21 protein-coding genes are annotated in these 23,676 nt (G+C 64.5%); 4 read left to right on the top strand and 17 right to left on the bottom strand.

Features of this window, described 5'->3' with window-relative positions; genetic code table 11:
* Window positions 1–267: 267 nt before the first annotated feature.
* The 4 genes from EN786_RS22520 to EN786_RS22505 form a co-directional block, all read right to left on the bottom strand.
* Window positions 268–555: a hypothetical protein gene (locus EN786_RS22520; protein WP_127310638.1), complete on the bottom strand. Its 288-nt coding sequence runs from the start codon at window positions 553–555 to the stop codon at window positions 268–270.
* Between the two features lie 346 nt (window positions 556–901).
* Window positions 902–1,762, bottom strand: a complete 861-nt coding sequence (locus tag EN786_RS22515) for a methyltransferase domain-containing protein (protein WP_127310639.1) — start codon at window positions 1,760–1,762, stop codon at window positions 902–904.
* Window positions 1,763–1,837: 75 nt separating this feature from the next.
* A complete protein-coding gene (locus EN786_RS22510; protein ID WP_127310640.1) occupies window positions 1,838–2,653 on the bottom strand; it encodes an oxidoreductase in 816 nt (271 codons plus the stop codon).
* Between the two features lie 76 nt (window positions 2,654–2,729).
* Complete coding sequence (locus EN786_RS22505; RefSeq protein ID WP_127310641.1) at window positions 2,730–3,623, bottom strand: NAD(P)/FAD-dependent oxidoreductase; 894 nt, start codon at window positions 3,621–3,623, stop codon at window positions 2,730–2,732.
* Between the two features lie 128 nt (window positions 3,624–3,751).
* Between EN786_RS22505 and EN786_RS22500 the strand changes: the two genes are divergently transcribed.
* Window positions 3,752–4,408: a TetR/AcrR family transcriptional regulator gene (locus EN786_RS22500; RefSeq protein ID WP_189340561.1), complete on the top strand. Its 657-nt coding sequence runs from the start codon at window positions 3,752–3,754 to the stop codon at window positions 4,406–4,408.
* A gap of 114 nt (window positions 4,409–4,522) precedes the next feature.
* Here EN786_RS22500 and EN786_RS22495 read toward each other — a convergent pair whose 3' ends face one another.
* A complete protein-coding gene (locus EN786_RS22495) occupies window positions 4,523–7,897 on the bottom strand; it encodes an AAA family ATPase (RefSeq protein ID WP_127310643.1) in 3,375 nt (1,124 codons plus the stop codon).
* Window positions 7,898–8,071: 174 nt separating this feature from the next.
* Between EN786_RS22495 and EN786_RS22490 the strand changes: the two genes are divergently transcribed.
* Window positions 8,072–8,383 carry an Hpt domain-containing protein gene (locus tag EN786_RS22490; protein ID WP_127285825.1) on the top strand — a complete coding sequence of 104 codons (312 nt, stop codon included), beginning with the start codon at window positions 8,072–8,074 and terminating at the stop codon, window positions 8,381–8,383.
* A 30-nt stretch (window positions 8,384–8,413) separates the two neighbouring features.
* Here EN786_RS22490 and EN786_RS22485 read toward each other — a convergent pair whose 3' ends face one another.
* From EN786_RS22485 to EN786_RS22450, 8 genes are all read right to left on the bottom strand, one after another.
* Entirely contained in the window at window positions 8,414–9,841 is a 1,428-nt protein-coding gene (locus tag EN786_RS22485; protein WP_189524298.1) for a glycosyltransferase, read from the bottom strand.
* Window positions 9,838–10,875 carry a HEAT repeat domain-containing protein gene (locus EN786_RS22480; RefSeq protein ID WP_127311022.1) on the bottom strand — a complete coding sequence of 346 codons (1,038 nt, stop codon included), beginning with the start codon at window positions 10,873–10,875 and terminating at the stop codon, window positions 9,838–9,840. Before EN786_RS22480 ends, EN786_RS22485 begins: the two co-directional genes overlap by 4 nt.
* A gap of 2 nt (window positions 10,876–10,877) precedes the next feature.
* On the bottom strand, window positions 10,878–12,632 hold the full coding sequence (locus tag EN786_RS22475; RefSeq protein WP_127311023.1) for a YaiO family outer membrane beta-barrel protein: 1,755 nt from the start codon (window positions 12,630–12,632) through the stop codon (window positions 10,878–10,880).
* Window positions 12,632–13,018 carry a response regulator gene (locus EN786_RS22470; RefSeq protein WP_127285144.1) on the bottom strand — a complete coding sequence of 129 codons (387 nt, stop codon included), beginning with the start codon at window positions 13,016–13,018 and terminating at the stop codon, window positions 12,632–12,634. The genes EN786_RS22475 and EN786_RS22470 overlap by 1 nt, the downstream gene beginning before the upstream one ends.
* Before the next feature lie 250 nt (window positions 13,019–13,268).
* Entirely contained in the window at window positions 13,269–13,649 is a 381-nt protein-coding gene (locus EN786_RS22465) for a response regulator (protein ID WP_127285145.1), read from the bottom strand.
* Window positions 13,650–13,654: 5 nt separating this feature from the next.
* Window positions 13,655–16,096: an ATP-binding protein gene (locus EN786_RS22460; RefSeq protein ID WP_127285146.1), complete on the bottom strand. Its 2,442-nt coding sequence runs from the start codon at window positions 16,094–16,096 to the stop codon at window positions 13,655–13,657.
* Window positions 16,097–16,285: 189 nt separating this feature from the next.
* Window positions 16,286–17,089: an alpha/beta hydrolase gene (locus tag EN786_RS22455; RefSeq protein WP_189340597.1), complete on the bottom strand. Its 804-nt coding sequence runs from the start codon at window positions 17,087–17,089 to the stop codon at window positions 16,286–16,288.
* Window positions 17,090–17,161: 72 nt separating this feature from the next.
* Window positions 17,162–18,085, bottom strand: a complete 924-nt coding sequence (locus EN786_RS22450; protein ID WP_127285148.1) for an Lpg1974 family pore-forming outer membrane protein — start codon at window positions 18,083–18,085, stop codon at window positions 17,162–17,164.
* A gap of 175 nt (window positions 18,086–18,260) precedes the next feature.
* Here EN786_RS22450 and EN786_RS22445 point away from each other — a divergent pair, with 175 nt between their 5' ends.
* Window positions 18,261–19,457 carry a cytochrome P450 gene (locus EN786_RS22445; protein ID WP_189340662.1) on the top strand — a complete coding sequence of 399 codons (1,197 nt, stop codon included), beginning with the start codon at window positions 18,261–18,263 and terminating at the stop codon, window positions 19,455–19,457.
* Here the strand turns inward: EN786_RS22445 and EN786_RS22440 are convergent.
* The 3 genes from EN786_RS22440 to EN786_RS37780 are packed head-to-tail and all read right to left on the bottom strand — an operon-like array spanning window position 19,446 to window position 21,589.
* Window positions 19,446–20,264, bottom strand: coding sequence for a Stf0 family sulfotransferase (locus tag EN786_RS22440; RefSeq protein ID WP_127285150.1), 819 nt, complete (start codon window positions 20,262–20,264; stop codon window positions 19,446–19,448). The two genes, EN786_RS22445 and EN786_RS22440, sit on opposite strands and share 12 nt — an antisense overlap.
* Window positions 20,265–20,291: 27 nt before the next feature.
* Entirely contained in the window at window positions 20,292–21,158 is an 867-nt protein-coding gene (locus tag EN786_RS22435; RefSeq protein WP_189524297.1) for an alpha/beta hydrolase, read from the bottom strand.
* Complete coding sequence (locus EN786_RS37780; protein ID WP_128274106.1) at window positions 21,158–21,589, bottom strand: hypothetical protein; 432 nt, start codon at window positions 21,587–21,589, stop codon at window positions 21,158–21,160. The genes EN786_RS22435 and EN786_RS37780 overlap by 1 nt, the downstream gene beginning before the upstream one ends.
* A gap of 137 nt (window positions 21,590–21,726) precedes the next feature.
* Here EN786_RS37780 and EN786_RS22430 point away from each other — a divergent pair, with 137 nt between their 5' ends.
* Window positions 21,727–22,266, top strand: a complete 540-nt coding sequence (locus EN786_RS22430) for a dihydrofolate reductase family protein (RefSeq protein WP_127285152.1) — start codon at window positions 21,727–21,729, stop codon at window positions 22,264–22,266.
* A gap of 161 nt (window positions 22,267–22,427) precedes the next feature.
* On the opposite strand, the gene EN786_RS22425 is transcribed toward EN786_RS22430, so the two are convergent.
* Window positions 22,428–23,676: hypothetical protein (locus EN786_RS22425; protein WP_210238903.1), on the bottom strand; the 1,249-nt coding region annotated here is incomplete at its 5' end.

The following is a 23,676-nucleotide window of genomic DNA, read 5'->3' as shown; positions in this document are numbered from 1 at the left end:
AGCGCGGAGCGATTTGGGAAAAGGTTTTCTCACAGGGAGGTTAGGGGAAGGTGGGGAGGTTGGCAAGGGGGATTTTGTGTCCTTTGGACCGCGCTAGCAGGTTGCAGCGGCAACACAATCTGAAGGAATGCTGTGGCACAAGCGGTCAACCCCGTCATGGGCGCTTTCGATTGGCGCCGTGGAGGCCGGTCATGGTCTGGCGCGGGGAAAGCGCTGCGCTCGGCTGCACACGTTCCACCCCACCCCGCTGAGCGCCAGTACCTGGCTCTACGTTCCCTTCACGATTCTCGGCTTGGTCGGTCGGCGGGATTGAGTCGCGCTCTCGATGGTCAAGGCCAGCCGCTTCTCGTCCTCGATGGCGCGGTCGACTGCCTCGATTTCCTCCTGGAGCGCCTTCAGCTGGGCACCGTAGCTGGAGCCATCGCTTTCTCCGATCTGAAAGCCACTTGCCCGCATTGCGTCGCGGGTATGGTGCACGTTACGGACGCCTTCGCGCCGAGTTGCGACGAGGATCTCCCTGAACTCTCCAAGACGTTCAACGTGACTGCGAGTCATTGCGTTCTCCTATTTCGTCGTCATCGTCGCCGACGGCGATGCAAAACGGCCAAACTTACGGCGCAGAAGGTCTAGGAGACTAAAGGAGATACTCTCGACAAAGCATGAGTGCGGAAGCTCAAATTTGAACGTTTGCAACAAGGTGGAGCGGGCAGGCGGAAACTGGCTTGGGACCCGATCCATCGAGTGCTCGTCTTTTCGGCCGAGCGGGTCTGCTGTTCGACTGGCCCATCCTGGATCGTGAGGGTCGGTTTCTGAGCGCACAGCGACGCTGGTCTCAATGTCCGACGTTCGGCGCCAGGCCGCCGAGCCCAGCGCACCGGCGGCTGCTTTGCTCCATAAGCGGTCATACCGGATTGCGCGCGGTGACGATCCATGCCGCACCATTGATAATCACCGACCGCTCGCCGGGGCGGTCCGCGAAGACGGCACGAACCGCAGCCGAGGCGCGGGCGCGTATGTCGTCGGGCTGATCAGCGAGCGCGCGCGACAGCGGGCCGACCTCGAGCGTCATCTTCACCGCGTCGTCAATCGCGGCGTCCCGCGTCGGGCCCTTACCAAACGGAACGGAACTATCGAAGGGCTCGATAGCGATATCGGTGAAGCCGGCCGCCATCAGGACGCGAGCCACCCGTCCGCGGTCGCCGAACGAGAACGGGCCAGGCGCTTCGGGATCGGGCGGCGCGGTCGACGGGACGATGCCCTTGATCGCGCCTATCGGCAGGCGCATCCAATCGTTATCGGCCATGCCGCGCCAACAAACGAAAGCGACCCGCCCGCCCGGCCGGAGCGCCCCGCGCATATGCGCGAACGCCGCTGTCGGATCGTCGAAGAACATCACCCCGAAACGCGAGAACAGGATGTCGAACGCGCCCTCGGGCAACTCGGCCCTGCTGGCGTCGGCCATTGCGAACACGACCGGCATATCCTGTGCCGTAAGCGCGCGCGCTCTGCCGATCAACGATTCGGATATGTCCACGCCCAATACATGGCCCCTCGGGCCGACGAGGGTGGCCAGTGCCTGACTCGACGCGCCCGCGCCGCAGCCGACGTCCAGCACGCGCTCGCCCGTCACGGGCGCGGCGGCTTCGACCGCGGCTTGGCCGAATACCGCCAGCATGGCGTCGAGCCGGGCCTGGTGGGCGACCCAGCGCTCCCCGCTTTGGTCATTCCAATCGGCGACCCGATCCGCATTGTGCTGTGCCATGACATATCCTTGTTGTGATGCGCTCTTAACTAGGCTCTCCCTCCGATGCGAAACGAAAGCCGGTTGATCCTTGCATCAAACCGGTAGCCCGAACCGCTTTCGCAGGCTCTTGTCGAATGCGGAAGCGGGGACGAAACGGCGCAGGAAACTGATCTGACGCGCCGTTTTCCCAGCCGTATAGCGCCTCTTCGGGGCCGGATCGGTCGCAGCCGCCAATATGGTATGGGCTACCACTCCGGGCGCATCGCCATTGTCCATCTCCTTCCGTACCGCTCCATTCATGGTTGCGCGCGCCGTGTTGTAGATATCCAGGAACCGGTCCGGCTTCGCGAGATTCTCTTCGAAGGACGTGCGGGTGTAGGCGGGCTCGACCAACGAGACACGAATTCCGAACGGGCGCAGTTCATGGTCCAGCGATTCGGAATAGCCTTCAACGGCATGTTTGGTTGACGAATAAAGCGCAAAAAATGGACCCGGGATGAACCCCTGCACCGAGCTCAAATTGACAATTCTGCCCTTTCCTTGACGTCGCATCGTCGGCAACACCGCATTGGTCAAGCGAAAGACGCCGAACACGTTCACGTCGAACAGTGCCTGCGCCTGAACCGTCGAAGACTCCTCCGCGGCGCCGAGCAGGCCCAGGCCGGCATTGTTAACGAGCACGTCGATGCGGCCGGCCTCGGCAAGGACCCGCTCGACCAGTTTCGCCACCGACTCATCGTCGGTAACGTCACAGGTCAGCATAGTAATCCCGTCGGATTTCTTCGCCGTCGCGCGGCGGCTGGTTCCGAACACTCGAAAGCCTGCATTCCGCAGGGCATTGGCGGTGGCGAGACCGATGCCGGAGGATGCGCCGGTCACCAGGGCGACGCCAGGACTGGTCGTATTCATGAGGATCACTTCCTTCTTGCTTTGGATTGGCGCGCCGCCGCTGGGTTGGCCAATTGGGACCGGAGAAACTCTGCTCTCAAACCAGCATCGACTGTTGGGCGAAGATGCCCGCCATTGCGCCTTGCCACGATGCCGTGGTGACCGAGGGGATCATGGGGTTAGTGAGGTCGCCCGCGGCGTAGATGCCGGGCATGCTGGTTTCGCGGCGCTCATCAACCTTGAGGACGATGCCAAGGGGCGTAGCGGCCGTGGCGAGGCCCAGTGATTCATGCAGGCCGGCGGACGGCTTGTTGCGCGGATGCGCGAACAGAATGTCGACAGCGACATCACGGCTGGAATCGAGCTTGAGGGTGGGATTACGGCCGCCGTGACGGGCGATTTCAGTGATCCGGCCATCGAAGACAGGCGTGTTGCGACGTTCCAGATCGGCCCGGATATCGGCCGGGATGTCGTGGCCATCGGCGAAGACCGTCAACCTGTCGGTCCAATCGTGGAACAGCCTGACCTGATTGTGCGACTGCGGGCCTGACCAGACGAGGCCCCAATGCTGGCCGGCGACTTCAAAGCCGTCGCAATAGGGACAGGGCACGATGGACGTGCCCCAGCTTTCGGCAAACCCCGGCACATCGGGCATCTGGTCCGTGATGCCATAGCTCAGGATCAGCCGACGTGCCCCAAGGCTTTCGCCATCGCCCAGGAGGACGGAAAAATCGTCGATGCCGCCGGAGACTTTGTCGGCCCGAGCGTTGACCAGACTGATCGCAGGATAACGCGCCAACTGCCGGCGCGCCTCGGCCAGGATGTCCAGCGGCGGCTTGTGATCGTGGCCGAGCATACCATGCGAGTGGCCGGCGAAGCGGTTGCGCGGCAGGCCAGTGTCGAGAACGGTGACCTTGCGGCGGGCACGGCCGAGTTGCAGGGCGGCGGCAAGGCCAGCAAAGCTGCCGCCGATGATGATGACGTCATCCATGGTGATGGGCTCCGTGTTGTGGATGGAGGGAGTCGGCTGGGTTCGGTCGAAGCCTATCCATTGACTTGCATATTTTAGGAACTGCGTGGTATCGTAATTCGATAATTAGGATACTGTCAAGGACTTGAATTGTGCTAACCGAGAAAAACACCAGGGCCCGGCGCGGCCGGCCCGCCAATGAGGCGCTTGGCCAAACCATTGTCGACACCGCGGGCGAACTGTTTGCAGAATTGGGTTTTCAAGCGACGACGTTGGACAAGGTGGCCAAGCGAGCGAAGATATCGAAGCTCAGCATTTACAGGCACTTCGAGAACAAAGAGGCGCTGTTTGGCGCGGCCTTTGCGGCCCGCTGTCAGCAGTTAATCCCACAGGCGCTTTTTGAAGGCGTCGATGGCTCGGCCGAGGATCAGCTTATGGCGGTGGGATCATCGCTGCTTCGCACGCTGCTGCGCCCAGACGTCCGCAACGTCGAAGCCATGGTCATGGCCGACACGCCGAACCAAAAGTCGTTGAGCAAAGTCCATTACGAAGCCGGCCCCGCCCATATCGTCGCCCAAATCGAGACCCTGTTGCGTCAGTTGCACGCGAAGGCGGTGCTGAACGTGCCCGATCCTCTCCGGTCCGCCCGCTTGTTTGCCGCACTTTTCAAAGGCTCCGATCTTCTGATTATCGCACGCTTCGATGAGGCCAGAGCAGAGGATGAGGACGAAATCGAATCCTATTGCCGGTCGGCTGTCGCCATGTTCATCGCGGCTCACGGTCGCAACGAACACGCGGGCGGATAGCCGGGACAGGCCGCGATGGACTACTCGCCTGATATTTTGAACGCGTGCGCTGACTCAGCGCGAGATCGGTGTCCGGAATGCGCCAGCACCGGAGAATGCATGGCTGGCATGTGATCATGCCCCCAGCTTGTCGAGCAAGGTCTTGGCCTCTTTCAGATCGAGCGTGTCGAAGCCCTCGGTGAACCAGCCGTAGGTCGGCGCGAGCAGGTCGTGCGCCTCGGCGCGCTTGCCCTGTTCGGCCAAAAGGCGCGCAAGCGATGTGGCGGCGCGGAGCTCCCAGGATTTGGCACCTTGCTCGCGAGACCGTTCGACGGCCTGGCGGAACGAGATTTCGGCCTCGCGGCAATCGCCTGGTTCCGCGGCAGCGCATAGGGCACCCCGGAGCCGCAGCAATTCGGCATGGCACCACTGCTCGCGGGTCCGGTTCACCTGGTCGAGGGCCCGATCGATCAGGCGCACGCCGTCGGACGCGCGATTGACGCTGCCTAGCACCTCGCCGAGCAGTCCCATCGTGTACGCCTGCGTCACCTGCGTTCCGACGGCCTGCATCCGGGCCAGGCTATCCTCGATCTGGGCGATCGCCCGCTCCCTATGGCCCTGCTTCGCCCAGAGCCATCCCTTCTGCTGGGCGGCCATGGCAGTCCAAAAGGGATACGCCTGCTCGGTCGCGAAGGTGAGCGCACGCTCGTTTTGCTCCTCGGCTTCGGCCACCTCGCGCCGGAATATTCGTAACCACGCTGCCCATGTCAGCACGTAGGCGCGGCTGAAGGGGTGCGCCAATCGCTCGGCCAAGGCAAGAGCGTCTTCCATCCGGGCCAGCGCCTGGTCGGGGTAGCCGAGTTGCCAAAGCACCGCCGACCCACGACACAGGCAAATCGGTCCGGGATCCTGGCCGTAGAGGGCGAGATGGGCTCGATGTCGCTGTGGGCGATACGATTCGGACGCCAGCTCCAGATGTTTGCGTGCCTCCCTGAAGGCGCCGCGCCAGGAAAAGCCGACCCCCCGGGCATAATGGGCTTCGACCACCCACACGGGATCGTTACTCTGCCGGGCAAGGTCGAGCAGCCGTCCGCTCAGCTCGTGCGCCGACGTCAGTTCGGCGCGCGTGGCCGAGTAGATGGCCAGGCCGAGCAGAACCGGGAAGAGATCCGCATCTTCCGGCATCAGCTCGCAAAGGCGACGCGCGCGAGAATATACCTGCTCGACCTCGGGATTTGCGTAGCCACTCTTGGCGGCGAGCACGCGGCCCAGCACCGTTAGCGCTGCGAGCTCACGCCGCTGGCGCTCCGGGCCCGCAGAGAGCGTTTCGATCAGGTTCAGCGCTTTCTGCAGATGGCTCTGGGCCTCATCGTTAGCCGAACGGTGGTTGGCGCTCTCTCCCGCGCGCTGCCAGTAGCCGATGGCCTGAAGCGAGAGGCCTGCAGCCGTATAGTGCTGAGCCACGATCTCCGGCTCGTGTTCGACGACCTCGCCGAAGTGCTGCTCGAGCGCGTGGGCGATCCGGGTGTGCAGTTGCTGGCGGCGACTGCGCAGCAAGGTGGCATAGGCGGCATCTCCCACCAATGCGTGCTTGAAGATGCACGTCGCGTGCGGCGGCCGGCCGCGCGCGATCACGAGCTCGGCGCTTATGAGCTGGTCGAGGGCGCCCTGCAGTTCCCGTTCCTCGCGCTGCGCGACGGCCGCCAGCAGCTCATAAGAGAATTCGCGGCCGATGGCGGCGCCAATCTGCGCGACCTCCCGCGCCGGCGTCACCAGCCGATCGAGCCGCGCCACCAGAGAATCCTGCAGGGTTGCAGGGATCGCCAACGGTGGCAGCGGACCCGAGAGCGCGTAGCGGTCGCCTTCATCGGTCAACACGTCAGACTCGATGACCGCCTTGGTCACCTCCTCGAGGAACAAGGGCACGCCGTCTGTCTTGGCCACCATCTGCTCGAGCAGCCCGCCCGGCAGCGCCTTGCCACCGGTCAACCGCTCCACCAGCGCGGCACCCTGCCGGTGGCTTAGGCGGTTCAGCGCGAGCGAGGTGACCCGCGGGTGGCCGATCCACCGCGGCTCGAACTCAGGGCGGAAACTGAAGATCGCCAAGACTGCAAGGCGGGGGATCTGCGGGACCAATCGGTCGAGAAGCTCCAGCGACGTTGGATCAATCCAGTGGATATCCTCGAAAACCAACAGCACGGGCTGGCGGGCCGCCAGGCCAACAAGCTGCCGGATCAGCGCCTTGAGGGTGAGCTCCTTCTGGCGCTGAGGGCTGAGGTTGAGGGGTGCGTAGCGGCTGCCCACCGGGAGCGAAAGAAACGCCGACAACAAAGGGGCGTCGTCCCGGACCTTGTCTGTAGACCGCGCCAGGAGGCGCTCCAGCTTGTCGAGTTTCACGCTCGGCGGATCGTCTGGGTGGAAGCCAGCCGCGCGGGTGAGCTGGACGATCGACGGGCGAAGGGCGCTGTTTGCGTGGAACGGCGAGCACTGGCAGCGGATGCGGATGTGCGGCCGGTCGCGCAGACGCTCGCGGAGCGCCTGAATCAGGTGCGACTTGCCGATGCCGGGCTCACCGGAGAGCAGGACCACCTGCCCCTCGCCGGACGCGGCCTTGCTCCAGAGCTCCGCGAGCAGAGCAAGCTCGTGCTCGCGCCCGACCGTGGGGGCGAGACCGCTCGTCGCGCGTGCTTCGAACCGGGTCTCGGCGGCACTCTCGCGAAGCACTCGCCACGCGCGGATCGGAGCGTCGAACCCCTTCAGCTCGTGGAAGCCCAGGTCGGCGAACTCGAACAGCCCGCCGAGCAGTCGGCGCGTCGCGAGCGGGATCACGATCTCGCCGGGCGCCGCCAAGGCCTGCAGCCGCGCCGCGAGGTTCGGCGACTCGCCGACCACCGCTTCCTCCTGCGCCGCTCCTTCGCCGATGAGATCGCCCACCACCACCAGCCCCGTAGCGATGCCGACGCGTACCGCAAGCGCTCCTTGTGCCGGGGTCGCGAGCCTTGCGATCGAATCAACGACCGCCAGCCCGGCCCGCACGGCTCGCTCTGCGTCGTCCTCATGCGCCTTTGGATAGCCAAAATACACCAGCACGCCGTCGCCCATGTATTTGGCCACAAACCCGCCAAAGCGACGCACGGCCTCCGCAACGCACTTCTGATAGGCCGCAATCACCTCCCGCAAATCCTCAGGGTCCATTTGCGCGGAGAGTGCCGTCGAGCCGACAAGGTCCGAGAACATCACGGTGACCTGGCGGCGCTCGGCGGTGTCCTTCGCGGCTTTATCGATTGCCAGAGGCGCATCGGACAAAAGCGGCGGCGGTGCGCCTGCTTGAGCGCGCAAGGCTGCGATGGCATCGAGCAGCTTACGACGGTGTCCGACAAATCCGACGCCAAGATCCTTCAAATCCTCGGCCGTCAATATCGGCAGGATCGTCTCGTCGATCTTATTCTCGCGGAAGGCGTCCTCATACTGTTCGAGGTCAAGCCTCCGCAGCCAACCTCCGACGTCCATGGCGGCGCCCCTAACTTGCCCACCCACCGCATGATCCACCAGGGGAGACAGCCTGTCTAGGAGCAGGTTTTGAACGACCGGTTGGCTCAAATCCGGGCATCATGCCGCCTGAGCCAGGCCACAGCGATGAGCAGCCCCAGCCCGCCATTCCAACCCACCCCGCTTTCTGCTTGAATACCCCTCACCCAGCCGCGGAGTACCCCCATTTCCACCGATCCCTTCGCTCCCCTCCGCCAGCGCTTCCTCGCCCGCTGTGCCGATCAGCTCACCGAGCTGAAGGTCGCACGTGAGACTCCCCTGCCCGGCAACGATCCGCTGATCCGGCTCGCGCACTCGCTGGCGGGCGCGGCCGGCACGTTCGGCTTTCCGGAGATCAGCGCCAAGGCATCGGCGCTGGAGACGCTGCTCACCGAGCAGGCGGATGGCGGGGCGGTTGGCGCGGCGCTCGATGCGCTGATCGCGGAGGTCGAGCGCACATTGCAATGACGCGGCCGGTTGTGCGCCGCCCAGCCGCGCCTATTTCTTGGCGCCGCCGAGGCCGGTCCGGGTCATCTCGCCCCAGCCCTGGTTGCCGCGCAGGAACTGCCACCAGCCTTTGACGCGCCAGAAATTGTTGAGCTGGCGGTAGCCGAAATTCTCGATCACGGCGACCGCCGTCAGCACCGCCAAATCCCTGGCGCGGGGAAAGCGCTGCAGTTCGGCCTCTTCCAGCACCAGCGAGCAGACGCTGACGCAGACGCCGTAGGTGAAGACCAGCGAGGTGAAGGCGAGCAGATATTCGCCCGACAGGATGCCGAGCAGCCAGAAGGCCGGGATCAGGACATAGCCCAGCACCTCGGCCACCGGGCCTAGCACGTCGACGATCAGTATGTGGCCGAAGCCGAGGAAGCCGACGCGGCCATAGCGCGGGTTGAACAGCATCGAACGGTAGCGGAAGAAGCATTCGAGCGCGCCGCGCTGCCAGCGCGTGCGCTGCCTGGCCAGCACGCTCAGCGTCTCCGGCGCCTCGGTCCAGCACACCGGCTCGGGGACGAACTGGATGCGGTATTTGCGCTTGGTATCGCGCATGTGGCGGTGCAGCTTGATGACGAGGTCGAGGTCCTCGCCCATCGAGCCCTTGGTGAAGCCGCCGACCGCCACCACTTCGGCGCGGCGGAACATGCCGAAGGCGCCGGAGACCAGCATCAGCGTGTTGATGCGGCTCCAGGCCAGCCTGGCCATCAGGAAGGCGCGCAGATATTCGACCACCTGCAACAGCGGCAGCAGGCGCCACGGCAGGTGCACCTCGCGCACCCTGCCCGCCTCGATCGTCGAGCCATTGGCGATGCGAATGGTGCCACCGACCGCGATGGTGCGCTCGGGGTCGTCGATGAAGGGCTGCGCGGCGCGCATCAGCGCGTCGGGCTCGAGGATGGAATCGCCGTCGATGACGCAGAAGACCGGCGCGCGGCAGACATTGATGCCAGCGTTCTGGGCGTCGGCCTTGCCGCCATTCTCCTTGTCGACCACGAACAGCCGCTCGGTCATCGGCGAGGAATAGAGGCCGCGGATCGGCTGGTGCGCCAGTTCCTCCTCGTAGGGCCGGTGGAACTTCACCAGCCTGAAGGCGTCGATCAGGCGCTGCAGCGTGTCGTCCTTCGAGCCGTCGTTGATGACGATCACCTCGAAATTCGGATATTCGAGCGCCAGCATGGAATGGACGCTCTCGACCACGTTCAGTGCCTCGTTGTAGGCGGGCACCAAAAGCGCGATCGGCGGCGCGACGTCGCCGTAGCGGTGCCAGAGCAGCGCCGAGCGCGCCACCGGCGGGCGCATGGACAGCGCGTAGGCGGCGACGATGAGCTGCAACAGGTAGATCGCCGTTTGCGCCAGCCCGGCCCCGATGATGAACCAGGACAGGATTGAGGCTGTCAGAACGATCTGGTGGCTCCAGTCGGCGATCATGTGGCAGGGCCCTCGGCAAGGATGAGCGAGGCGGTGCGCTGGCTGCGCGAGACGTCGCTGGCGGCCATCGCGCGCAGCATCTTTTCGCCGGGCTGGCCGAAGGAGCGCAGCGCGTTGGCGGCGGCATAGCGCACGGTCCACACCTCGTCGTCCATCAGCCCGGCGAGCGTCGCAGCGAGTTCGCTGAGGCCGAGGCGGCCGGCGGCGTCGGCGGCGTCGGCGCGCACGTCGAGGTCGTCGCTCGCCATCGCGCTCGCCAGGATGGACGGCGCGTCGGCATGGCCGGTCAGGCCGAGCGCGCGGAGCGCGGCGGCGGCGACCTCGGGTGAGGCATCGCCGGCGAGGCTGGCGAAGAAATCGGCGAAGCCGAAGCCGCCGGCGCGGGCCAGCGCTTCGATCGCGGCCGCCCTGACGACTGGCACGCCGTCCGCGCGCGATGCATGCACCGCAAGCTCGTTGAAGCGCGTCCGCGGAAAGCGCCTGAACAGCTCGATGACGCGCCGCGAGCGCTGCCCCGCCACGCCGATATTGTCCAGTACGAAGTCGAGCAGCGGCAGGCTGCCGAGATCGCTGAGCGCGATGGCCGCGGCGATCCTGACTTCGCGCGAGCGGTCCTCGGCCAGCGCCGAAAGCAGGCGTGCCGACGCATCCTCCGAATCCAGCGCCGCGAGCATCTCGGCGGCGTGGATGCGTTCGGCGACGTTGCCTCGTTCAAGCTGCCTGCCGACACGGGCCGGCATGCCGCATTCCTTGAAGGCGGCAAGGACGTCGTCGTGCTCCGCGCCGCGCAGCAGCGACAGGAATTCGAAGCCGGCATTGATCGCCACCCCGGCCGGCACCGCGAGGATGGCCGCCTTCAGGGCCTCGCGGTCGCGGTTTTCGGTGAAGGCGATCAGCGCCGTCAGAAGCTGGCGCCGCTGATCGGCGTTGGCCGTGCCGCGGCGCTCCTGCAGCACCCGGCGCAGGATCAGGATCAGCATGATCGCGATGGAAAGCGCGCCAAGCAGGATGGAGAGGTCCCAGACGTACCACATGGTCAGAACCGCGCGGTCAGGCCGAGCCCGACGATGGTTCGGTCGAATGTCGGGCGTTGCTCATGCGCGATGCTGGCGCGCAGCGTCAGCGGATCGGTGACGTCGAAGGAAACGCCGCCAAAGACGGTGCGCGTCGGCACCAGCGTGCCGTCGGAGATTTCCGGCGCGTCGGCGTAGCCGCCGAAGACGTTGAAGCGCTGCGTCACCGCGAGGTCGGCGCGCAGCACATAGCCGTCGGCGCGGGTGCCGATATCGTCCTCGGCATGCACCCAGCGGGCGGACAGCCCGAGCCGGCCGTCGAAAATGTAGCCCTGCACCCAGGGCGAGACGGTGGTGACGCCGGTATCGGCGAAATCGTCGTAGCGGGCGTCGATGTTGAGCGAGACCGGTCCGAACGCTTTCGCCGGCGCCACGACCTGCCAGGACGCGCCAGCGCCGATCGAATAGCGCGCCAGGAAATCGGCATCCGGCGTTGCGGCTGCCAGCGCATAGGCGGAGAAGGCGGGCGAAAATGCCTGGTCGATGCGGCCCTCGACCTGGACGTCGGTGTGTCCGTAGCGGGTCGCCACCCGCGTGCGGCCTGAAAGGGTCGTCGCCGGCGACAGCCGATAGGCAAGGCCGGCCGCGCTGTCGGTCCAGTCGCCGAGGCCGCCCGTGAGGTCGCTGACCTCCGTGCCGATGTCGAGCCGCCATTTGCGCGGCGGCGGCACCGCCAGCCGCTGCTCGATCTCGGCGGAGCCGGGCTCGATGGCGAGCGCCTGGTTGTAGGCTGCCCGCGCGGCCGCGTCGTCGCCCTCGGCGCGGCGGACGTCGCCGATCCCCACCAGCGCCTCCGCATTGCGCGGATCGATCGCAAGCACGCGATCGAATGATTGCCCGGCCCGCGTGTAGTCCGCTTCGAGAAGAGAAATCCTGGCGTCGAGGTTCAGCGCCTCGACATTGTCCGGCGCTGAGGCCAGCACGTCATCGACTATCGCGCGGGCGCGCGGCACGTCGCCTTGCCAGATCGCCAGGCGGACCTTGCCGAGTCGGGCGTCGAGCAAGCCGGGCTTGATCGCCAGGGCCCGGTCGAAGAACTGCCCGGCCTCGTCGAAGCGCTGGCCGGCGCCAGCGACCAGGCCAAGGGCGACCAGGACGTCGGTGTTCCTCGGCGCCAGCTTTAGCGCCCGGCGATAGGCCCGCTCGGCCTCGGCCAGCTTGCCCGCGGCCTTGAGCCGCCTGCCCTGCTCCATCAGCCCGGCGACGGGATCGGGCCGCCACAGCGGCGCCGTCTTCGCGGACGCTGCCGTCGCCGGAGCCGGCTTGGGCTTGCCGCCGGCCGCCTGCTTTGCCTTGCGGATGGTCTCGACCAGCGTGGCGGCATCGGCATTGCCGGGCTCGGCGCCCGCCGCCTTCTCGGCCAGCGGCAGCGCGGCATCCAGATTGCCGGAGCGGAACTCGACCTCGGCCAGGCCGAAGCTGGCATCCATATAGGTCGGGGCGAGCGACAGCGCCCTGGAGAAGGCGTCGCGCGCGGCCGGCAGATCGTTGCGGCCGAGCTCGACAAAGCCGAGCTGCACCAGGGCATCGGCATTGTCGGGCTTCAGCGCCAACGCGCGCTTGAGCAGATCCGCCGCCTCGTCGAAATGCTGGGCCTGCCTCGCCTTGACGCCGGACGCGTAAAGCTCGTCGACCGTCTGGGCCCATGAAACACCGGGAGGCGCGGCCATTGCCAGGAACATGCATGCGGCAAGGGCTGCGCGCCGGCTTTGCCGCATCAGCGTTTCTTCCGCGCGATCAGGCGCGCCAGCCGGGCCAGCAGCTCCTCGGGGATGAACGGCTTCACAAGATAGTCGTCGGCGCCCTTTTCGAGCGCCGAGACGATGTCCTTTTCGGCCTTGCGGGCGGTCAGCATGACGACGGGGGTTTCGGACAGGTTGGGGTCGCCCTTGATGCGCGCAAGCACCTCGATGCCGTCCGCCTTGGGCATCATGGCGTCGAGCACGATGATGTCGGGCCCGTCGCGCTCCGCCTTCGAAAGCGCTTCGGCCCCGTCCACCGCCTTGATGACCTCGTATCCCTTCGCCCGCAGCCTGAATTCCATCAGCTCGAGCAACAAGGGATCGTCATCGCAGATCAGAACTCTTGCCTTCGCTCCATCCACCTGTGCTGCTCCGGTTCCATCGCCCCCCGGAGTGATCAATCAACGAACCGCCATCCGCCAATGTGGTCCACGCCCATAGTTCCGCGCGGGCCGCAGGCCCGCAACACCCGTGCGATCATAGTTATAGCCGATTCGCGACGGCCGCATTTCGCTACAATCAGTAGATGAATAAGTCGGCATGGTATATGAGCCGTAAACGGCGCCGCACAGCTTCCCGCCGATGCGGCCGCCGGGAAGCCCGAACAGCCCGTCAGCGCGCGCGCAGCGCCAGCAGCTTCCCGACCTCAGCGGCGAGCGCCAGCGGGTCGAAGGGTTTGGCGATGACCCCGACCGCCCCCATGGCCAGATAATGTTCAACCTGATGCGTCTGGGTGCGCGCCGTGATGAACGCCACGGGAATCGATGCCGTAAGCGGCGAGGCGGCCAGCCGCTTCAGCGTCTCCGGCCCATCCATGTCCGGCATCATCACGTCGAGCAGGATGAGGTTGGGCTGCCAGTCGGCGGCGACCGCCAGCGCTTGGGCGCCCGAAGAGCAGGACCGCACCTCGAACCGAGGCTCGAGCTCCAGCGACATCTGCGCGATTTCGCGGATGTCGTCCTCGTCGTCCACATAGAGGATCCTTGCCGACATCAATGTCACTCCCCTGCTTGCGCGGTGGATTTCGCCGCGTTGCGAGACGCAACCAACATGCGCCGGACCAGCTTGGCGACATCGATCTCCGACGCCCTGGTCTTGGTCATCATCGCCTGCACCCGGTCGCCGAGTTTCTCGTCCATCTCCGCCGCCGAGAACACGATGACTCGGGTTTCCTGCGGCAGATCGATGAGCAGGTCCAGCCCCGACCCGTCGGGAAGCGCGATGTCCAGGATGACCAGGTCGAAGCGATGCTTGGCGACCGCCCGCCGCGCCTCCTGCAGCGTTTTCGCCGAGGCGATCAAGACGTCCGGACCCAGCCCCGCCGACATCACGGCAAGCACGCCCTCGTCGTCCTCGACGTGGAGGATCCTCGGCCTGCGCTCGACCTTGCCGGCGACGATCTTGGAGAGAGCGGCGTGAAGCCGCTTCGAGTCCACCGGCTTCTCCAGCCAGTCGACGATGCCGACGGCGGTGCCGTTGAGTGAGCGCTTGGCCTCATCGGCGACGGCGGAGATGACGATGACCGAGATGTCGGAATTCACCGGTGACGCCCTGATGTCGTGGAAGAGCTTGATGCCGGATTCACCCGCCAGCCTGATGTCGAGCGTCAGCGCCACATAATCACGGGAGCGCAGCAGCGCCATGGCGGTGTCGATGTCGGGGGCGACGTCGCTGGAAAAGCCCTCCGCATCGAGCAGTGCTGCGATCACCGCCGCGACATCGGTCTCGTCCTCGCAGATGAGGACACGCAGGCGGCCATCGCGCGGCCGCGACCGGCGCTCCGTCGAAACCGGCTTGTCAGGCTGCCTCTGCGCCTCGGCGAGGTCGACATGGAACGAGGTTCCCTTGCCTTCCTCGGTCTCGAAGGAAACGGCGCCGCCGAGCTTTTCGACGATGGTCTTGACGATGCTCAGGCCGAGGCCGGTGCCGCCCTGCTTGCGGGTGCTGGAGGCATCCGCCTGCTCGAACTTGCCGAAGATGCGGCTGCGGAATGCCTCGGGAATGCCGGCGCCCTGATCGATCACCGAGATGCGCAGCATGTCGCGATCGCGGCGCTCGAGTTTCACCGTCACGGTGCCGTCGGCGTTGGAGAACTTGATCGCATTCGACAGCAGATTGGCCATCACCTGATGCAGGCGATCCTCGTCGATGTTGGCCTCGGCGCGCGGGGCATCGTCGACCAGGACGATGCGGATCCCGCCGTCGGCCCGGTAGTTGGAGCTGGCGGCAATGGCCTGCTCCAGCAGGGGGCGGACGGGCATCTGCTTGATCTTGAAGGCGATCACGCCCGATTCGATCTTCTCCATGTCGAGGATGTCGTTGATGAGAAGAACCAGCCGCTCGCTGTTGTTGTGGGCGATGTTGATGAGGTTGGCGACCTTTGGCGGCAGCTCGCCCGCCACGCCGGCCGCGATCAGGCCGAGCGAACCGCGGATCGACGTCAGCGGGGTGCGCAATTCGTGGCTGACCGTCGAGATGAAATCGTTCTTGAGCTGGGTATTGCGTTTCTGCTCGGTGATGTCGCGATTGTAGGTGATGACGCCGGTGATCTTGCCGGCCTCGTCGCGGAACGGCGCCTTCAGCGTGTAGAGCCAGCCCTGCTTGCCGTCCGGGAAAATCGCCGGCTGGTCGATGCGCAGCGTCTGGCCGGCCTCCAGCGCGCCCATCTCGTCCTGCCGGAAGCGCTCCGCCACATCCTTCGGGTAGAAATCGAAATCCGTCTTGCCGATCAGGTTCTCGACCGAGGTGGCGTTCACCATTTCGGCGGTCGCCGGATTGGCGGCGATGAAGCGGCCGTCGACGTCCTTTATGTTCAGGCAATCCGGCAGCTCGCGAACCATGGCCCGGTAGATCATGTTGGACATGACAAGATCGCGCCGCCGCTGCTGGCGGTCGAGCAGCACGCTGACGATGATGGTGCTGAGGAAGCGAAACACAAGCGACGGGAACGTGCTCTGCTGCACCATGCCGGCGACGACTTGCGGGGGAATGACCAGGAGCGTGATCAGTCCGGCGAGAGCGACCGACACGCCGAGGCCGAATATGTCGAAGATGGTGCGCGACCGGGCCGCGACGATGTGATGCCAGGCAATGCCGACGACAGCCGTGATGAGGATGCCCACGATCCCGATGCTCGCGCCCTGGCCGCCGAGATGGATGCGATAGGCAATGGAGCCGGCCGTGGCGATGACCATGGCCGGCCATCCGCCGAAGAAGGCGGCGGCGGCGATGAAGGCGGCGCGCAGATCGACGATGAAGCCGGAGACGGAGAGCGCCGTCGCCATGGAAATGACCGCGCCCGTGCACATCACCACGCCGAGAACCAGCGACTGCCTGCGCTGCGAGAGACGCCCGGTAAAATCCGCCACAAGATCCCAGGCGACCACCAGGATGGAGACCAAGGCAAGATTGGCGAGGAGTGAGCGCCAGATATCGGTCATGACTTTCCGGCTCCTTTTTTCCGATAGATACCGGCAAAACCTATCCGAGGTCTAAAGAGCCGTGGACCGGTCTGAGCGACAATGGGACAGGCCGAAACGCCGAATCGGCGACCAGTGCGAAGCGTCAGGCCGACGCGATCATCGCCCAGCGAACGGCATATGTCGACGACCTCCGGCCGCGAAGGGGCTTCAGGCGAGGTGGCGGAAGTTCGACGGCGGCTGCGCCACCCAGGCCTCGATCTCGCGCGTGACGAAGGCGGCGGCCTGGTGGTGGATGAAGTGGCCGGCACCGGGCAGCGCCAGCACGGAAGAGACGTTGTCGACCTCGCGGAACGTGCCGTCGAAGGCGCTGGCCGGAACATAGGGATCGTCGGTGCCGAACAGGGCAAGGGTCGGCGCCCTGATCAACGGCAGCGGGCCGATGTCGGGCACCCTGCCCAGCGGAATATTGGCCCTGTAGTAGTTCAGCACCGCCTCCGGATCGGATTGCCGAAGCGACGCCACGAGCGCCTGTCTATCGTCCACGTCGGCAACCCAGCTGGCAAGCTCGTCCGGCGTGGGCAGGGCTGCCACACCGGCTTCCTGGAAGCGGCGCACGTAACCGAAATATCCGGAATTGGCTGGATCGGCTATGGCCCGAAGATAGTTGCGCGGATGGGGACTGGAGAGAGTTATGAGGTGGCGTACCGCCGACGGCACGCGCATGGCCAGCCACCAGGCGATGGTTCCTCCCCAGTCGTGGCCGACGATTGAAGCCTGGGAGAGTCGTTCCGCCATGAGGATGGACAGCACGTCTTGAACGAGGTTCGGCAGCAACGCGTAGTTTGCATGTCCCCTCGGCCTGTCGCTTAGCCCGAATCCGCGCAGATCCGGCGCCAGGACCCTGTAGTTGCCGCATAGAGATTCGATCTGACGGCGCCAGCCAAGACCATGGTCGGGAAACCCGTGCAGAAAAACGATCGGCGGGCCGGAGCCCGCCGCGATGTAGTGCAACCTAACGTTCCCGTTCGATGCGAACCTGGACTCGAAAGTCGTAACCGAAGCCACCCTGACCGGCCGCTGCGATCACATCTTGACTTCGAGGCGCAGGAACGGCCCCTGGAATACCTGGTTCTCGTGGTCGGCATTCACAAGAAGGTTGTGCCATGCCTCGATCTTGTAGCCTGCGGTCAAGGTCGTGTTCGGCATCGGCGTCCAGCTCAAGCCGGCCGACGCATCGAGGTTAGAGACCGTTTCGCTCGAGCTCTCACTGAACAAAGTTGCGGAAGCATGCATGTCAGGGTTTGTTTGCGTGACACTGCCACCAACACGGTTGGTGCGGCGGCCCCACATCACGGAGCCCGAAACGGCGCCCGTCAGGCCCCAGTTTTCGCCGACCGGGTAATAAGCCTCGGCACCAACCCTTGGACCGATGCCCCAGTATTCGGACGAGCCAACCTTGTCGGCGGAAATGCCCTTGTCGGCAGGATTGTCAGGCGTGAACGTCTCGGAGAAGTCGAACACCTTTTCGTCCGCATGTGCGATCCGCAGGCCGCCAAAGAAGCGGATGTCAGCCTGCTGTGCCTTGACGTGCTTGCCGACGTCGAAATCGAACGCCTGAAAGGCGTAGCCGTCGCCGTAACGAGCGCTAATGGTACCGTCTGGATCGGTGACAGGCCCCTCGCCAAGAAGGACCGACCGGTGCTTGCCGACATGAAAGGTGCCGGAAAGACGCCAATCCAGCCCCGGGGAAATCTGCTTGGTCAACGCTACTGACCCGGAGATGTCGCCGTTGCTGTTGCCCAGCTTGTCGCTGCTGAGCTTGTCGTCCTTGTGGACATTGTTCCAGAAATAGGCGCCTTCGAACGACATCTTGATGCGCGCATCGATGACCGCCGGGTCCGATGGTTGCGCCTCTCCGGCATGAGCCGTGGCCACGCCGATGGTTGTCACGGAGGCAGCCGATGCCGCCACCGTTGCTAAAAGTTTGCCCTGTACTTGAGCCCGCATGCTTATCCCCACCCCAGATTCTCGCGGCTGCCAATATTGCAGAGACTCGGATAACGGCCTATTGCCGAGAGGATGCCCCGACACTTTGCCGCGTCAGTGTAACATCTTTGCAACAGCAATAAAAAACACAATGACTAGAGATAGTTAGCGCCAGACGATGACAAACGGGGGCTTCGTGGACAATCCAGCGCAAATTGAAGGCTTTCTGAACAATCTCGCCTACGCGCTCTTTGCCCGGAGCGGCCAGATCACCCCCGAGCCTCGTGAAATCGGCAATCTCGCGGTCTTCGACCACCCAGACGCGGTCGACAGGATCGCCAAGGCCCCGAACCTGTTTCGCAAGAACTTCTCGCTGATTTCCGCACTCGGCTTCAGCCGCTTCAACACCAATGACGAGGAGTGGGCGACAAGGCGCTCAATCACGCAAGACAGTTACCTCGCTGCAGCGAAGCCCGCCCAGGTGCAAAGCGTGTCCGATATCTTCGCCTCGTGCTTCAGCGTCTGCGAAACGTCCCTGGCCGGCATCCAGGAGGCGCTGTTCGCTGGCGCCCTGACCATCTTCTATCAGGCGTTCAGACTTGTGGCTGAGCCCCGGTCGACGGCGGCATTGCTTGACCGGACCCGCGAGGTGCTGCGCCGCCTGCAATATTACTCCTGGGTCACGCCGACCGATGCTGAGCGCACCAGCGTCATCAGCGACGCCCGCGCGGTCATAGCCGAGTTCGGAGCGCAGCTGATGGCGGACCCACGATCGGCCGCCCAAATGCGCCGCTTCTCCGAGAAATCAGGCGGAATCGACAGCTTCTCGCCCATCGAAGAGTTCGTCATGAACCTTTTCGCGGGCGTCGAAACCACCGTGACGACGGTGCTGTGGGTGATCGACAGGCTCGGCGCCAACCAGAAAGTACAGGAGCGTATCCATGACGAGATCGCCGGCGCCAAGGCCGACACGCCGTTCACCGACTGCTTCATCAACGAGACGATGCGGTATTTTCCGCCCATTCCGTTCCTGACGCGCGAGGTGAGCGCCGACACGGTAATCGACGGCGTGGCGCTGAGGGCCGGGCAACTCATCATGCTTTCCATCGTTGGCGCGCACCAGCATCCCGAGTTCTGGGAGAATCCGCGGACATTCGATGCCAGCCGCAAGGAATTCATCGACAATAGTTTCGACCGTCGCGCCTTCATCCCGTTCCTGACCGGGCCGCGCATGTGCGGCGGCGCACGCCTTGGCCGGCTCGAGGTCGAGCAAGCGGTTCGCGCGGTGGTGCGGCAGTTCGCATTCGCCCGCACCGACGACATTATCCGCTTCGACTATGCGCTGGCATTGCGCCCGGCGACAGGCATGGCGGTCGTGGTGTCAAGGCGCTGACAATGGCCGGTCCGTTGCGCCAGGCATGTCGCGCCACAGGTCCCGGATCAGGCTTCCGAATTGCCTTGCGATGATAGTTTTCATATCCGCATCGTGCTGATAGCGCGCGCTTGCCTCGATGGCGGCCTTGTCCAGATCATGGGCCGGAAACCAGTTTCGCATCGTCGCTCGCACATTCTCGTACGGGCTGGCGACAAAATCCTCATAGGCGACATCGACTACCCTCATGGGATCAATGGTCGAGAGGTAGTTCCGCCACATGACCTCAGAGTCGGCGATATGGCGCACCGTATCGATGACCGCCTTCTGGCTTATCGTCTTCAACTTCGGGATTCCCGGCAGCGTATCCCCGCCATCGAACGGTTGCCCGGTATAGAGCATCGCAAGCAGGCTGACGGTCTGGTCAACCTTGTTGCGTCGGGACAGGAACACATAAAATGACCTTGTATCGTCCTGGCCGATCGCGTTGCGCGCGAAGTTCAGATTGCCTGCGAACAGCTTTGCCGCGAACACGCCATTGACCGAGCGTCTTGCCAGAAGTTGCCGTCCGTATGACGCTGCCGCGCGATCGAGTGCCGGGACGTCGATGGCATCGTGGCCGGTCCAGCGGCGCAGGAGCGGCAGCGCAAACTGCCACTGGAAGTACTCGGTGGGCAGACCGAGCCCGAAATGCTTCAGCACCCGACAGTAGGAATGGCCGGCAGTTCGGGGCGTCGTGCAAATCAGGATCTTGATCGGTTTGCCATCCGACCCAGCCTGATCGAAAGCAGCCGATTGCAGCTTTCCGTATGCTTCCTCGAAGTGCATTGCCGATCCCCCAAAGGCAGCGCCAGTTCAAACGGCGGACAGGAAACCCAGGATCAAGAAAGCCTGATCAATCGTCATCAGCGAGGGCGGGCTGCCCGCATCAATGTTGTCGACGATACAGATGTCTGGCCGGACGCGACGCGTCCGCTCCAAGGCGCTCCTGTCGATGAATTCGCTCTTTCGCCCATACATCAGCAACATGCGCGCATCCAGCTTGGCCACCATGGGAAACAGATCGTATGCACGTCCGGTCATTGTCGCGAAATTCTCGGTCGCGGCCGGATCATAGGCCAGCCGAACGCCGTCGGTGCCGCCGGCGATTCGGTTCTCGATGTAGCGGCTTAGAACCACTTCCTCGACGGTGCCCATCTCGGCGCTTGCGGCACGCAGATAGTCCCTCGCCACGGCGCGCGTCTCGAAGGTCAGCGTGCTTTCCCGGATGACCGCGTCTCTCAGGGCGTCGACCTTCGGGCCGCCGATCATGGGAACATCATTGAGGACTATCCGATCGACACGGCCGCGGTTTGCATGGAGGAACAGTGCCAGGATCAGCCCGCCCCATGATGTGCCGATGAAGTGGTTCTCCTTGCCGGCAAACCGACCGAGCGCGCGCAAGCACCGGGAATAGAGATCGATGTCGTAACCCGCACCAAGAAACGCGCTGCGCCCACGCCCAAGCAGATCGGGGCAGATCACCAGATAGCCGTTGCGGCAAAGAAAGGTCGCGAGATAATCGAAATCGGCGCCGTTCCCGGTAAAACCGTGGAGGCAATAGACTGTCCCACGAGACTGGCCGGCCGGCTGCCAAATGCGCACGAGCATCGACGCATAACGGTCGCCGAGGCGGATCAGAATCTCCTGGGTGAGCCCCTCGCCTGGCGCGGCCTGGTCCATCATGCATCCCGCTTGCGCACGGCGCGCTTCATGGCGCCACGGGCATCGATGAAGTCGCGCTTCCAGTAGACCGACTTGTCGAGGTTGAGCAGTTTCGCCTCCTTGATCAGCGGCAGGATGTGCGAGGACGAGCGCGTCGCCATAACGGTTGCGGCAATTGCGCTGCCACCAGGATCGGGATTGAGCGGGCCATTGTTCGCGACCCATGTTTCGGCGATCTCACGGCTGGTCACGACCCAGCCGACGTAGGCGACGATCGCATCGTCAATGGCACCGATAAGATGCGATTGCTGCTCGATCTGATAGCGCAACGACTTCACCATCTGGCCAAATTCGTAGCCGTCGAAGGGCGGATGGTGCGCAATGAAGTTGCAGACCAGACCAAGCGAGAACGGGTTGAAAGGAACGCGGGTGAAAAGAAGCTTGCTCATACGGACTCATGGTGTTTCAAGCGGGCGCGAGATTATGATGAGGAACCGGGGCGAGCTAGAGGGAAAAGAGCGGGGCGAATAGTCGTGGCGTCGCGATCTTGACTGCTAGAGGGGCTACTGCCGACGGGAGAGCGCGCATGAGAAAGGTCATCATCACGGAGTTCATCAGCGTCGACGGCATCGCCGAGGTCGAGAAGCTGCCGAACGTCACCTGGAACGACGAGATGAACGCGTTCAAGGAGGCCGAACTCGCCGACAGCGGCGCTATGCTTCTCGGCCGCACGACCTACGAGATCTTTGCCGGTTCATGGCCCTCCGAAACCGGAGACTTCGCCGATCGGTTCAATGCGCTGCCGAAATTTGTCGCCTCGACCAGCCTGCAGGCGCTCGACTGGCAACCGGCGCAATTGCTCGCAGGCCACCTGCCCGAAGCGGTCGCCAGCCTGAAGCAGACAAACGGCGGCAACATCTATGTGCATGGCAGCTTGAGCATTGCCCGGCAGTTGCTCAGTCACGGGCTCGTCGATCGCCTGAGGCTGCTCGTCTATCCGGGCGCCGTCGGCCAGGGCAAGCCGTTGTTCCCGACCGAGGAGCCGCTCGCGCTAGAGCTGATCTCGGCCGTCCCGTTCAGCAATGGCGTGGTGGCGCTGGAGTATGCGCCGGTCGCGAAGGGTTAGTAGCCTGCTCCAAAGGCTGGGCATCGCCGGGCCAGGAAGCAGCGCGGCGCCGCGGACGTGAAGGCTCCGCTCTGTCTATTGCTTTAGGAAAGCTGCCGTCATCGAACGATCGGGGGCAAGGAGCCCCCGATTGCTGTTCGGACGAGATTTACGCCAGCTCGTCAGATGAGGAAGACGCTGGCGTCCGGATGCGTCTGGTTGTTCATCGCATCGAAGGCGTTGGCGATATCGTTGATCCCCGGTTGACCGGTCAGGCCGAAATTGGAGGTCGGGGCGTTGGTGTCGTTAAGGACGTCCCGCACCGCGGCGATCACCTCGCCCGGTTGCAGCGTGTGGTCGTCGTTCGTGTCAATCTGATTGAGAATTGCGATGATGGCCGGGTTCGAACTGGTCGCCGCGGAGAAACTGAAATTGAGTTCCGGTTTACCGCCGGGGCCGTCGGGCACGGCAGTGACGGCAGCGGAGAGATACGCCGCCGCCGAGGAGCGTTCGAGGTGGTTCACCCCACCGCCCTTGGCTCCCAACGCATCCGCGATCGAGGGCGTTCCTGGAATCTTCGACAGGTTCTGGAACTCGAAGATGGTCTCGAAGGAAGTGTTGGAGTTCCAGCCCGAGTGGAACTCGCCTAGCTCCTGGGTCAAGATATCGAGGTGGTTCTTCCAGAAGCCCGGCGTCAGGCCCTGGCCGGCCGGCGGCAGGAAGTTTGTGAAGTCGTTGCCGGTGTCGGTGCCACCGCTGCCGGGATTGTCGACCGTCTGCACGAGGATCCCGGTCTGCTGCGAGCCGTCCGGCACGACCTCGTAGATGTTCTTGCCGACATCGGCCAGCGTCAGTCCGCCGATCGACCAGGCGCCGCCGGCCCCCGTCGTCGTCGAGCGGTCGCCGGCGCTGAGATCGCCGCTGTTGTCGTCGTCGATGAAGATGGTCACCGGATCGTGCGACCAGGCGGTGTCGTCCGCCGTCTTGCCGTTTCCGGTCAGGTCCTCGTACTTGGTGCCCGAGACTGAGAAGTCGAGGAAGTTGGTGAAGTCGTTGCCGGTGTCGGTGCCACCGCTGCCGGGATTGTCGACGGTCTGCACGAGGATCCCGGTCTGCTGCGAGCCGTCCGGCACGACCTCGTAGATGTTCTTGCCGACATCGGCCAGCGTCAGTCCGCCGATCGACCAGGCGCCGCCGGCCCCCGTCGTCGTCGAGCGGTCGCCGGCGCTGAGATCGCCGCTGTTGTCGTCGTCGATGAAGATGGTCACCGGATCATGCGACCAGGCGGTGTCGTCGGCGCTCGTGCCGTCGCCGGTCAGGTCCTCGTACTTGGTGCCACTGATCGAGAAGTCGAGGAAGTTGGTGAAGTCGTTGCCGCTGTCGGTGCCGCCGCTGCCGGGGTTGCCGACGGTCTGCACCAGGGTGCCGGTC

The sequence above is a fragment of the Mesorhizobium sp. M4B.F.Ca.ET.143.01.1.1 genome (assembly GCF_004792275.1).
Taxonomy (GTDB): Bacteria; Pseudomonadota; Alphaproteobacteria; order Rhizobiales; family Rhizobiaceae; genus Mesorhizobium; species Mesorhizobium abyssinicae.
Note: the sequence above shows the minus strand (reverse complement) of the source record. Positions and strands in the feature narration are given on the sequence as shown.